This window comes from Paenibacillus sp. FSL R5-0407, assembly GCF_038009185.1.
GTDB lineage: Bacteria > Bacillota > Bacilli > Paenibacillales > Paenibacillaceae > Fontibacillus > Fontibacillus vini.
Window position 1 is genome coordinate 1,377,051 of the sequence record NZ_JBBPAX010000001.1, and the last position, 12,340, is coordinate 1,389,390.

Genomic DNA, 12,340 nt, shown 5'->3' on the forward strand with positions numbered 1-12,340 from the left:
GAGGATTAAACCCCCAAATATTCCTTCATGCCCGCAACAATTCCTTCAGCAACACGCTGTTGAAAATCTTCCGAGTACATCAGAGCCTCGTCTGTTTTGTTTTTCAGATAACCCACTTCCAGCAAAACGGCCGGCATCACCGTTTCCCGTGTCACATGCAAACTTTTTTTACGAACTTTACGGTCCGGAAGTTTCGTGGACTCGACAAGATGACGATGCATTACATCGGCAAGAGGGATGCTCTCATCTCTTGAATAGTAAGTCTCCGAGCCGCTTGGACTAGTCTTGGCATCCACACTGTTACCATGAATCGATACAAAGATTGTCGCATTGAGGTCGTTAGCCAGCTTTGCGCGGTCCTGCAAGGATACCGTTGCGTCTGTAGAACGGGTAAGAACATAATCAAGTCCCGTTTCTTTCTTTAGCAGCTTCTCTACCTTCAACGCAACTGCAAGAGCAAAGTCCTTTTCCTTTTTGTTCGTTATGCTGATCGCTCCAGGGGCACTTCCCCCATGGCCCGCGTCGATAACAACAAGCGGCTTGCCGCCGTTACCTGGCTGCGTAATCGGTGTTGATGAAGTGGCGGACAGGTCGATGATGACCAAGCCGTCCCCGACGTTTGTAACCTGAAATTGAGTCGCATAATTCAAATCCACCACGATGCGAATCGTGGAAGTTTTAGTGTCGAACATGGAATAACGGATTTGTGACACATCCGGGTAATCTGTAACTGCAAACTGACCTCTTAAGGTCTGATCCAATGGGTGAGCGTTTTGAAAAGTATCCGCAAATGTGGCATTAGGAATATCGACTACCAGGCGATCCGGCCCATTCATAGTAAACACGCTCGGTTTGATCCCGCCCGTTTCGGCGATAATCAGCTTGTTCTCGCTGAAGCTGATTCCTTGAATCATGCTTAAGTCCGCTACACCAACGCTTCCGTTCCCGATCGGAGCTTCCGGTATGTAAGCTTCTTCCTGCTCGGAACCGCTTTCTTCTGTCGCTTCGGACTGTCCGTTGCTCGAGTCGGGAGAAGAACTGCCCATTCCGGGAATGACCGCACCGGCCGCCCCGCCATCCGGGCTATACAGGTATGCGGATTTGGAATCATTGTCCCAGCTGACCTTAAGGCCCGTCTGTTCGCCGACAAACCGCAGCGGAACCATCGTGGAGCCTCCTTGAAGCATCGGAGCAGCCGACAATTTAACACTTTCGCCGTCAACCGTCGCTTTGTTGCTGCCTACGGTCAGTTGAAGGTTCTTGTCTCCTTGTCGAATCGTAACGATACCGCTCTTCTGCTCCCAATTCACGTCATAACCAAGGCTTTCGATAATAACGCGTAGTGGAACCATGACGCTTCCGTTTACATTGCCCGCCTGGGCTTTGACAGGCTGTTCCAGTTCGACCCCGTCCAGGTAAATATGAGTACCCGCCGAAGCGGCCTGGCTCATACCCGGAAATGCAAGCAGAAAAAATGTCAATACCATCAAAAATCCGATTTTCTTCATCATGGAATCCTCCGCAAGATTACTAATTGCTTCCATAATATCAGAAAATAGACCAGGCTGATAGACTTATATTTTCATAGAGAGACAATTTCGGACACGGTATCCGCCTGACTGCCGCAAACACTGCAATTAAAATAAAAAGCCGCCCCGGATTCTCTCGAATCCTGCGGACGGCTTGCGTTTTAGCAGATAATGATTTTCTTTAGGCAAACTTCTTTGCCTCGTAAGCGGAGATCAAATCTTCATGCTGAAGTGTCAGACCGATATCGTCCAATCCTTGCAGCAGGAATTGGCGGCGATGCTCGTCGAGATCGAATTGGATTTCCAGACCGAATTGATCCGAAATCTTCTTGTTCTCGAGATCGATCGTCAATTGGTAACCTTCATTCGCTGCCGTACGCTGGAACAAATCTTCTACCTGTTCTTCAGACAGCTTGATCGGCAAAATTCCGTTCTTAAAGCAGTTATTGTAGAAAATATCGGCAAAGGACGGCGCGATCACGCAGCGGAAGCCGTAATCCAGGATCGCCCAGGGAGCATGCTCTCTGGATGAGCCGCAACCGAAGTTGACGCGCGAAATCAGGACGGATGCTCCCTCGTAACGCGGTTTGTTGAGCTCAAATTCAGGGTTTACGTTGCCCTCTGTATCAAAACGCCATTCATAGAACAGAAACTGTCCGAATCCCGTACGTTCGATGCGTTTCAAAAATTGTTTCGGTATGATTGCGTCAGTGTCGACGTTTACGCGGTCCACAGGACCTACGACACCGGTCATTTTTTTAAATGCTTCCATGGTAGGTTTCTCCCCTCTTCGGCTTGGTTAGCTTACGACTTCACTCTTCACATTCCACTCGCGCACATCGACGAAACGGCCTTTGATCGCCGCTGCCGCTGCCATTGCCGGCGACACAAGATGCGTTCTGCCGCCGCGGCCTTGACGGCCTTCGAAGTTACGGTTGGAAGTGGAAGCGCAGCGCTGACCCGGCTGAAGAACGTCAGGGTTCATTGCCAGACACATACTGCAGCCGGCTTCACGCCATTCAAATCCGGCTTCGATAAACACCTTGTCGAGCCCTTCCTTCTCCGCTTGGATCTTAACGCGGCCGGAGCCCGGCACTACGATGGCCGTCACTTTGTCGGACACTTTGTAGCCCTTGGCAACCTCTGCTGCCGCGCGCAAATCCTCGATCCGGCCGTTGGTGCAGGATCCGATAAATACGTAGTCGATTTCGATATCGGTCATCGGCGTACCTGGAGTGAGACCCATATATTCAAGCGCCTTCTCGGCCGCTTTCCGTTCGTTATCGGAAGCAAAGTCCGCAGGGTTAGGCACACGATCGCTAATGCTGGTACCCATGCCCGGGCTGGTTCCCCAGGTTACTTGAGGAATCAAGGAGTCCACATCGAAGTCTACGACGCGATCATACTCGGCTCCCTCATCGGTAGTCAGTTCTTTCCACACGGAGACGGCAGCTTCGAAAGCCTCTCCTTGAGGCACATGTTCCCGGCCGCGCAGATAGTTGAAGGTCGTATCGTCCGGCGCGATCAGCCCGGCTCTCGCTCCGGCTTCGATCGACATGTTGCAGACGGTCATACGCTCTTCCATCGACAGCTCGCGGATTGCTTCCCCGGTATATTCGATAACGTAGCCGGTCGCAAAATCCGTTCCGTACTGCGCGATAACACCGAGGATCAAGTCTTTGGCCGTTACGCCCGGTTTACGTTTACCGACGAAACGAACTTCCAGCGTTTTTGCCTTGGCTTGTTGCAGACATTGAGTTGCGAGAACATGCTCAACTTCGCTCGTACCGATCCCGAAGGCAAGTGCGCCGAACGCCCCGTGCGTAGAAGTATGGCTGTCGCCGCAAACGATCGTTTTGCCGGGATGCGTCAGTCCGAGCTCAGGACCCATGACGTGAACAACCCCTTGGTCAATCGTGTCCAAATCGTACAAAGTAACGCCGAAATCGCGGCAGTTTTGAGACAGCGTGTCGATTTGCTGCTTGGAAATCGGATCCGTAATATTAAAGCGGTCTTTCGTAGGCACGTTATGGTCCATCGTTGCAAACGTAAGTTCCGGACGGCGAACCTTACGCCCGCTAAGACGCAAGCCTTCAAAAGCCTGAGGCGAAGTTACTTCGTGGACAAGATGCAGATCGATATACAAAATGCTTGGCTTGCCCTCTTCCTGATAGATTACGTGATTATCCCAAATTTTCTCATACATTGTCTTTTTGCTGGTCATAGAATTCACCCCACACAAGAATTCGAACATGCGACATAACAGGAAACTGAAACATAGTGGAAAAGCTATTTAATATCCTATTTGTCTGTTGAAATTAATATAACATTTCCTGTCTCATTGTTCCAAGATATAAAAACTATAATTGTAATAGGTTTAACCTATCAAAAAAATATACTTTATCCTGGCCGATAGACTATGTGCTGCTTTGTTCTATATATAAATGAAAAGGCGATGCCAACCCTGGGGGTTTGCACCGCCTCTTTAAATTAAGAGTTCATCTATATACTATTCAACGTCACTGGCCGCCTAAGGCTTCCATTTATGACGGCAAGAAGTGCAGCGATTGACCCTCGGCATCATAAAGCTGAAGATCGACACAATTATAAATACGAATCCCAGAATCATGGACGGCCAATAAACGAGCAAACCGACCCACATCAAAATGCCGCCTAAAGCGAACCATAGCAGAAAGTAATACAACTTGCCCCGGGTTACCACCTTATCGGATTTGCATCTAGGACATGTTTCCCATACATCTGACATTTCTTTCTCTCCTCTGTCGTAACCTCTGCGGAACTCCGCAATTAGAACGAATCTATACCCATGACATGATCCGTAGGCACCGGTCCGATGCTCCGGCTGTCATTGCTGTTATTGCGGTTGTCGCCCATTACAAAGATATGGTCTGCAGGCACTTCCCAAACCTGATTCGTTCCGCTGTCCATCCGCTCCTTGATGTAAGGCTCATGCAATGCTTCGCCGTTCCGGTAAACCTCGCCGTCCTTGATTTCAATCGTATCTCCCGGCAAGCCAATGACTCTTTTGACATAAAAAATTTCTTCCTCTTTCGTACCTGAAAGCAGTTTGATTAACGGGTGTTCCTTAAAATCATCCATAAAAGAGCGGTCCCGGTCGACCCGGCTGTCGATAATCACGATATCCCCGTATTCCGGCAACTTATCCAGCGCATGCCTTACCTTCCAGGCGTAGATCCGCTGGTTATCGTTGAGCGTCGGCTCCATGGAATGTCCGTCTACCTTATAAGGCTGAATGATAAAGATGCCGATGAACAAGCTGAGCACAAAACCGATGACGACGGCAATGCCCCATCCTTGGATCTCTTTCCATACCTTCTTCAATTCTCCTACCTCCACAGCAATTCATTTGATTCTATTATACATAGAAAACAACGTTCATCTCAAATAGTTGGCAATAGGTTATAATAGCAAAGATCGACGTCGAATCAACTTCTTGATCTGCTTCGTCGTGGAAAGATGACTTTTTGAATAACCTAATAATAAAATAAGAAACTTCATGAGGTGAAAGTTAATGGAACTCCGCCAGCTTCAATATACTTTGCAGATTGCCGAGGAGCGTAATTTTTCCCGGGCTGCGGACAAACTTCATATCGCTCAGCCTTCGCTTAGCCAGCAGTTGTCCAAGCTGGAGCACGAGCTTGGCGTAAAGCTGTTTCAGCGGAATACAAGCACCGTAGAACTGACTCACGCCGGAGCCAGTTTTATTGAACATGCACGGAAGATCATGGACGCGGTACAGCAGCTGCGCCAGGAGATGGACGACATTTCACAGCTTCGCGCCGGCCGGGTTGTCATCGGCAGCATGCCGATTACGGGATCGCATCTGCTTCCCTATGTCCTGCCCGCCTTCAACGCTGCATATCCGGACATCCAGGTAACTTTGCTTGAAGATACATCCTTAAACCTGGAAAAGCTGACCGCGGGGGGCGGAACCGATCTTAGCCTCCTATCCCTCCCGCTGCAGGAGCCCAGCCTTACGTACGAGCCGATTGGCGAAGAAATTATCGATCTGGCCGTTCCTCCCCAGCATCCATTGGCAGCTCTGGAAAGCAGCTCCGACGGAGTCTCCCTGGAACAGTTGAAAGATGAGCCCTTCATCGTGCTGAAAAAGGGTCAAGGCTTTCGAAAATTGACCATGGACCTGTGCCGGGGTGCGGGCTTTGAGCCGAACGTTGTCTTCGAGAGCAACAATATCGAAACCGTGCAATCCCTGGTAGCCGCCGGGATGGGTATTACCCTCGTACCGAGGTTTATCGCCCGCGCCAAGCGGAGCGAACTGATTCCGGTGTACATCCCGCTGGCCTCTTCGCCAAGCCGTACGCTCGTAATTGCGTACCGTCGTGGTCGCTATTTATCCAAAGCGGCGGAGGCGTTCATCGAAACCTTTAAGACCACGTTAGCACAACGTTACAATTCGTAGAGATGCGGCCGTCTGTCGGCAAAGACAGGGATGCATTCCCGAACCTGGTCCACCAGGGACAGATTTATCTTACCGGTGACGATCTCTTCGCCCTCACCGCCCTCGGCCACAATCTCGCCCCAAGGGTCAATAATGAGCGAATGCCCGAAAAATGAATCGTCTCCGCTCTTTCCGGTGCTGTTGCAGGCAATGACATACATCTGATTCTCGATGGCGCGGGCCATCAGCAGCGTCCGCCAATGATGAAGCCGGGGATGCGGCCACTGTGCAGGCACGAATAAAGCCCGGGCCCCGTTTAGCGACAACGTGCGGGCCAATTCCGGGAACCGGATGTCATAGCAGATCGATGCGCCGGCCTTGATACCGTCAAGCTCAAACAACACCGGCGCTTCGCCGGGAGCCAGATGCTTCTCTTCCTGCATGAGCCGGAACAGATGAATTTTGGAATAGGTGCCGATTTCACGGCCTTCCCTGTCAAAAATCAGCATCGTGTTATAGACACGGCCCTCCCGCTTCTCCGCGATCGATCCAGCGATGATATAAACCCCGTGGCGCCGGGCCAAATCGGACATCCAGCCTCGGGTATCACTTCCCTCCGGGTCCGCCAGCTGCTGTATTTGCGATAGGGCGTATCCTGTATTCCACATTTCCGGCAGCATCATTAAGTCAGGTTTAACTTTAGCGGCAACGGCCTGTTCCATTTTTATTTCCAGACGTTCACGGTTAAGCTTGGGATCTCCCGGAACAATTTCGCATTGAATCAGTGCAATCTCCCAACAGCTTGTATTCTCCACCATTTAGCTATCATCCTTTCACCGAAATCACGTTTCGCTCACGGTTACATTAATTTCCCTCATCATACTGGCCTTCCTCCCACCGCGCAAGCGTGCAAGCCGAAAGCGGTAAACAGGCATGCCCGGGTACAGTACCGAAGTGAAGTGTAAAACGGATCGGCGAACTGGGATTGTTTTGTTCCTCCTCGTCTTTTTCTTTTGCAAAGCCTGGAATGGCATGGTATCCTAACAATAAAACGTGATGACGGGACCAGTAGGAGATGAAAGCGGCCCCCAGAGAGCAGATTCCTTGGCTGTAAGAATTTGCAACCCGCGCTTCTTCGAACCCTATCCCCGAACGGCCGGCGCCAAAGCCGGACAGCGCCCCTGTTACCGGGCATCGAGTCGGATGATGAATCATCAATAAAGGTGGTACCGCGGAAGTTAAACTTTCGTCCTTTGCATGCAAAGGCGGGAGTTTTTTTGTTTTATCTATAAGTGCGTGTTCAAAAAAGATGACTTTTTGAACAACCTCTATAAGATTTATTTCATAAGGAGTGATCTCCATGCTACGCCGCATTGTTGTCAAGATCGGGAGCAGTTCGCTGACTACCCCGGAAGGAGGACTGAACCGGGATTCCCTCATTTACTTCGCCTCGGAGCTCGCCGCCCTGAAGTCGGCGGATGTCCAAGTGGTGCTTGTGACCTCCGGCGCCGTCGCTGCGGGCTTCCGCGAAATCGGTTATACCGAACGGCCAAAGCTGCTGCACGAAAAGCAAGCCGCGGCCGCTGTCGGCCAAGCGCTGCTGATGCAGACCTACCGGGAGGCGCTGGCGGTCCACGGAGTGTCCGCAGCCCAAGTCCTGCTTACGCGTTCGGATTTTCAGAACCGGAAGCGGATGGGAAATGCCAGCATGGCGCTGGAAGAGCTGCTCAGCCGCGGCATTCTGCCGATCATCAACGAGAACGACACCGTCTCGGTCGATGAGCTGAAATTCGGGGACAACGATACTTTGTCGGCATTGGTCGCCAACCTGATCAAAGCCGAGCAACTGCTCATTATTACGGATACCGACGGGCTGTACACCAAGGATCCGAGAATCGATCCTGCTGCCGTTCGCATCGGACGCGTTCAGGAAATTACCGAAGAAATTTACGCCATAGCCGGAGGCGCGGGTTCTTCCGTCGGCACCGGCGGTATGCGTTCCAAAATCGATGCGGCTAAAATCGCTTCCCGGGGCGGTGTTCCGGTCTTTGTCGGCAAAGTGGATCTCCCGGGCGAACTGCAGCGATCCTTTGAAGGAATCGGGCGAGGCACCTACTTTGAAACCCATAGCTCCGCTCTTCCACGAAAAAAACAGTGGCTGGGCTTTTTGTCCACTCCGATCGGGACGCTGACAGTCGATGCCGGGGCCGAGGAAGCGATGCTCCGTAACGGACGCAGCCTGCTGCCGGTCGGTGTACGCAGCGCTAAAGGCCATTTTCAGACCGGCGATGTGGTAGAAGTGCAAAATTCAGACGGCGAAGTACTGGGCCGGGGAATCGTGAACTACGATGCGGACCAGCTGGGGCAAATTCTTGGCTTGCCTAGCGGCGAAGTCATGAAGCGGCTGAACGATGTTCATCGGCTGGAAGTGATTCACCGGGACGAGTGGATTTCTTTAAAATCTTAAATCATTTTAAATTATAGAGGAGGTATTTCAATGAGTGAAGTAAGACAAAAAGCGGAGTTAGCCGGTAAAGCGGCTGCAGCATTAGGCAGTTTGACCACGGATAAAAAGAACGAAGCCCTGCTCTCGGCAGCAAAAGCGCTGGTCGAGAACAGCGAGGCTATCATCGCGGCCAACCGTGAAGATTTGCAGCGCGGCCGGGAGAACGGCACGTCGGAATCCCTGCTGGACCGGCTCGCATTAAATCAGGACCGTATTGCCGGCATCGCCGAGGGTCTGCGGCAAATCGCCGAGCTCCCCGATCCTGTTGGAGACGTGCTCGAGACGATTGACCGCCCTAACGGCCTGCATATCGTCAAACAGCGTGTACCGCTTGGCGTTATCGGCATCATCTATGAAGCCCGGCCTAACGTGACGGTCGATGCCGTCGGCCTTTGCCTGAAAACCGGTAACGCAGTTGTGCTGCGCGGCGGCTCCTCCGCCCTCTCCTCCAACCGCAAAATCGTGGAGATCATTCATGAGGCGCTTGCCACGACGGCCATTCCGCAGGATGCCGTACAGCTCATTGAGGACCCTAACCGTTCCTCCGTTGACGAAATGCTGAAATTGAACGGCCTGCTGGATGTGGTCATTCCGCGCGGCGGCAGCTCCCTGATTCAAAATGTCGTCCAGAACGCCACCGTTCCGGTTATCGAAACCGGGGCCGGCATCTGCCATACGTACCTGGATGCGACAGCGGACCCGGAAATGGCTGCTGCCATTTCCCTAAATGCCAAAGTACAGCGCCCTTCCGTATGCAACGCTATGGAAACTTTGCTCGTTCATCAAGACTTTGCGGGCCAACACCTGGCGGATTTGGCGGAACGCTTTAAGGACGCCAAGGTTGAGCTCAGAGGATGCGACGCTACGAGAAATATTCTCCCTTGGGCAAAACAAGCAACCGACGAGGATTATGCAACGGAATACAATGATTACATTTTGAACATTAAGGTTGTCTCCAATCTTGATGAAGCGCTGGCACATATCGCCTCCTTCGGCACGAAGCATTCCGAATGCATTGTGACGGCGGACGGGCAAAACGCCGCTCGCTTCCAGCAGGAAGTGGACGCCGCAGCCGTTTACCATAATGCTTCAACCCGTTTTACGGACGGATTTGAATTCGGCTTTGGCGCGGAAATCGGCATCAGCACCCAGAAGCTCCACGCTAGAGGACCAATGGGTCTGCCGGCTTTGACTTCCACCAAATACATCATTCATGGAAACGGACAAATTCGCCAATAAAAAAGTATCCTTACAAACCATAGGAGGGGCTAACGATGAATTCCAATACTTCGACATCACAGCAATTGATCTGTTTTTACGGGGCCGGCTCCATGGCCGAGGCGATCGTGCGCGGGCTTATTCACAAACAGGTAGCCGCTCCTGAAAGGATCTCCATGCTGAACCGCAGCAGCGTGGAACGGCTGGACTACTTAAAGAAGCAATACGGCGTGATGACAGGCAACAGCGAGGAGCAAAAAAGCAAGCACCTCGGCGACGCTTCCGTCATCGTACTGGCCATGAAACCGAAGGACGCTGGCGAAGCGCTTAAAGCGCTCGGTCCGCAACTCCGAGAAGGCCAGCTCATCGTCTCTCTCATTGCCGGCCTGTCGATCTCTACGATTCAGGCGCTGCTTGGCGTCCAAGCACCCGTGGCGAGAACAATGCCTAATACGTCGAGCTCTATAGGGCTTGGTGCAACCGGAATCTCCTTTTCGTCCGAGACTACGCAGGATCAAAAGGATCAGGTGTTATCCATGTTTGAGGCCGTGGGCACCGTAAGCGTCATTCCCGAGGAAAAAATGGAGATATTAACCGGCGTGTCCGGCAGCGGACCTGCATACATTTATTACATGATGGAGGCTATGATCGCAGCAGGAACGGAAGGCGGATTATCGCCGGAACAAGCTCGTGAGCTGACCGTGCAAACCGTACTCGGCGCCGCTTCCATGATGATCGAAACCGGCGAAGACCCTGCCAAACTGCGCAAGGATATTACTTCGCCGAACGGATCGACCCAGGCGGCGCTTGAAGTGCTCAGCGCGAAGGGCTTTAGCGAAGCCGTCAAAGCCGCCGTTCACCGCTGCGCGGAGCGTTCCCGCGAGATGGGCGAAGCGGTAAAAGAATCACTGCTATAATAGCTGAGCCTGCCGAGACTTGCCGGATCTAGTCAGCGACCGATTTTATCCGGCCGGGAAGGAGAACGATAGATGGAGTTTTCAGAGATTCCTTTGGAGGAAAAGCAAGCTGCCCTAGGCAAGCTTCACAGCATTAAGACAGAGCTCGCGGTTCGGAACTGGTTCCCGGGGAATAGCGGGAATTTGTCGCTGCGGGTCGGCGGCTACTCGCCGGATCAGTTTCATTTCGCTATCAACGCGTCCGGTACAGATAAGCCAGTCAACACCTCCGAAGAATTCCTGTTTGCCGATACCGCCGGAAATCCGTGCGAGACGACCCGGCTCAAGCCATGCAAAGAAACGCCGATTCACGCCAAAATATATCGGATGACCGGCTGCGGGGCCATATTCCACGTACATACCGTGTATAACAGCCTGCTCAGCGAATTTTTCGGGGATCAGGGCTATGTACCCGCGCAAGGCATCGGAATGATCAAGGAACTCGGCATCTGGGAAGCGAATACGGAAATTCAAATTCCGGTGCTTCCGAATTATGCCGATATTCCATCGATTGCGAAGCTGATTCCCGGCACCTTCAAGCCGGAAATCCCCGGTATTCTGCTTCGTAATCACGGTATCTTCGCATGGGGCAGAGACGCCTTCGAAGCCAAACGCCATCTGGAGGCGTTCGAGTTCATATTCGAGGTCGTATACCGAGGGCTGCTTCTCCCGCCGCGTCGTTAAGCATAAACAAAACCTCCCTTTAATTTGCCGATTGTCTGCCATCCAGGCGTTCAATCCTTCAAATTAGAGGGAGGTTTTTTCGTTAATTCTATACCGTAACCTAATAGACTATTAATCATTCAATCAATCCATAATCACAAAAAGTAAATCAATCCAATCACAGCCGCGAGCAGCAGGCGATACACCGCGAACGGAACCAGCTTGATCCGGTTGATCAGCTTAAGGAAGAAGCGAATCGACAAGAGCGCGAACACAAAAGCGCTAATGAAACCGGCTATGAAAAAAGGCAGTGCGTCCATCGTGAAGTATTCCCAGTTTTTCAGTAGAGACAGCCCGCTGGCCCCGGCCATAATCGGCACAGCCATGATGAAGGTGAAATCCGCCGCTGCCCTATGGCTTAAACCGAGCAAGACGCCGCCGGAAATCGTCGACCCGGATCGGGAGAAGCCCGGCCAAATCGAGACACATTGAAACAGACCTACTGCAAACGCCTGTTTGTAAGTGATCTGATCAACCGACTCGGTCTTCGGCTTCGTAGGACCAAAGCGGTCTGCCGCAATCATCAACAGCGCTCCCACAACAAGTCCGATCAGGACGGTTGCGGTGGAGAACAGATACTCGTCGATAACATCCTCCAGCAGGAAACCCAGAATCCCGGCCGGAATGAGACCGACGATGACCTGGCCCAGCTTGAGGCGGGGGCCTGCAAGCCTATCTCCTGCCTCTGCTCGCCCCTTGCGATTTAACCGCGACAAGCCCAGCAAATCTATGAAACGGTCTTTAAATACGACCAATACGGCCAGGATGGAGCCCAATTGAACGACAACCTTGAATGTGTTGGCCACATATTTCGAAGCAAACAGCTGCTCCGTCTTCAACCACATATCATCCACAATAATCATATGTCCCGTTGAGGAGACTGGAGCAAACTCGGTCAGCCCCTCCACCAGGCCGAGAATAATCGCTTTAATTATAGCTATAATATCCATGAATTGACCTCTCCATC

General features: G+C 52.0%; 13 protein-coding genes. 5 read left to right on the forward strand and 8 right to left on the reverse strand.

Going from position 1 to position 12,340, the window contains the following annotated elements; all coding sequences use genetic code 11:
* Positions 1 to 5: 5 nt before the first annotated feature.
* The 5 genes from NYE70_RS06690 to lepB form a co-directional block, all read right to left on the reverse strand.
* Positions 6 to 1,511 carry an N-acetylmuramoyl-L-alanine amidase family protein gene (locus NYE70_RS06690; protein ID WP_341045455.1) on the reverse strand — a complete coding sequence of 502 codons (1,506 nt, stop codon included), beginning with the start codon at positions 1,509 to 1,511 and terminating at the stop codon, positions 6 to 8.
* Between the two features lie 199 nt (positions 1,512 to 1,710).
* A complete protein-coding gene (leuD, locus tag NYE70_RS06695; RefSeq protein ID WP_211020810.1) occupies positions 1,711 to 2,301 on the reverse strand; it encodes a 3-isopropylmalate dehydratase small subunit in 591 nt (196 codons plus the stop codon).
* 27 nt (positions 2,302 to 2,328) lie between these two features.
* Positions 2,329 to 3,753, reverse strand: a complete 1,425-nt coding sequence (gene leuC, locus NYE70_RS06700; RefSeq protein WP_341045456.1) for a 3-isopropylmalate dehydratase large subunit — start codon at positions 3,751 to 3,753, stop codon at positions 2,329 to 2,331.
* A gap of 306 nt (positions 3,754 to 4,059) precedes the next feature.
* Entirely contained in the window at positions 4,060 to 4,296 is a 237-nt protein-coding gene (locus NYE70_RS06705; protein ID WP_341045458.1) for a hypothetical protein, read from the reverse strand.
* 41 nt (positions 4,297 to 4,337) lie between these two features.
* Positions 4,338 to 4,892: a signal peptidase I gene (gene lepB, locus NYE70_RS06710; RefSeq protein ID WP_341045460.1), complete on the reverse strand. Its 555-nt coding sequence runs from the start codon at positions 4,890 to 4,892 to the stop codon at positions 4,338 to 4,340.
* Positions 4,893 to 5,082: 190 nt separating this feature from the next.
* Between lepB and NYE70_RS06715 the strand changes: the two genes are divergently transcribed.
* Positions 5,083 to 5,991 (forward strand): LysR family transcriptional regulator, encoded by a 909-nt coding sequence (locus NYE70_RS06715; protein WP_341045461.1) that lies wholly within the window; start codon positions 5,083 to 5,085, stop codon positions 5,989 to 5,991.
* On the opposite strand, the gene NYE70_RS06720 is transcribed toward NYE70_RS06715, so the two are convergent.
* Both NYE70_RS06720 and NYE70_RS06725 read right to left on the reverse strand, forming a co-directional pair.
* Positions 5,979 to 6,788, reverse strand: coding sequence for a carbon-nitrogen family hydrolase (locus tag NYE70_RS06720; RefSeq protein ID WP_341045462.1), 810 nt, complete (start codon positions 6,786 to 6,788; stop codon positions 5,979 to 5,981). The genes NYE70_RS06715 and NYE70_RS06720 overlap by 13 nt on opposite strands.
* A gap of 46 nt (positions 6,789 to 6,834) precedes the next feature.
* The gene (locus NYE70_RS06725; RefSeq protein ID WP_341045463.1) at positions 6,835 to 7,332 is read right to left on the reverse strand and encodes a hypothetical protein; all 498 of its coding nucleotides are present in this window, start codon (positions 7,330 to 7,332) and stop codon (positions 6,835 to 6,837) included.
* Here NYE70_RS06725 and proB point away from each other — a divergent pair.
* The 4 genes from proB (at position 7,331) to mtnB (ending at position 11,334) form a co-directional block, all read left to right on the forward strand.
* Positions 7,331 to 8,437 carry a glutamate 5-kinase gene (gene proB, locus NYE70_RS06730; RefSeq protein ID WP_211020817.1) on the forward strand — a complete coding sequence of 369 codons (1,107 nt, stop codon included), beginning with the start codon at positions 7,331 to 7,333 and terminating at the stop codon, positions 8,435 to 8,437. The two genes, NYE70_RS06725 and proB, sit on opposite strands and share 2 nt — an antisense overlap.
* Positions 8,438 to 8,467: 30 nt before the next feature.
* Positions 8,468 to 9,715 (forward strand): glutamate-5-semialdehyde dehydrogenase, encoded by a 1,248-nt coding sequence (locus NYE70_RS06735; RefSeq protein WP_213655017.1) that lies wholly within the window; start codon positions 8,468 to 8,470, stop codon positions 9,713 to 9,715.
* A 35-nt stretch (positions 9,716 to 9,750) separates the two neighbouring features.
* Positions 9,751 to 10,611: a pyrroline-5-carboxylate reductase gene (proC, locus tag NYE70_RS06740; RefSeq protein WP_341045465.1), complete on the forward strand. Its 861-nt coding sequence runs from the start codon at positions 9,751 to 9,753 to the stop codon at positions 10,609 to 10,611.
* A gap of 72 nt (positions 10,612 to 10,683) precedes the next feature.
* Entirely contained in the window at positions 10,684 to 11,334 is a 651-nt protein-coding gene (mtnB, locus tag NYE70_RS06745) for a methylthioribulose 1-phosphate dehydratase (RefSeq protein ID WP_341045466.1), read from the forward strand.
* Positions 11,335 to 11,468: 134 nt separating this feature from the next.
* On the opposite strand, the gene NYE70_RS06750 is transcribed toward mtnB, so the two are convergent.
* Positions 11,469 to 12,323 carry an undecaprenyl-diphosphate phosphatase gene (locus NYE70_RS06750; protein WP_341045467.1) on the reverse strand — a complete coding sequence of 285 codons (855 nt, stop codon included), beginning with the start codon at positions 12,321 to 12,323 and terminating at the stop codon, positions 11,469 to 11,471.
* Positions 12,324 to 12,340: the final 17 nt, after the last annotated feature.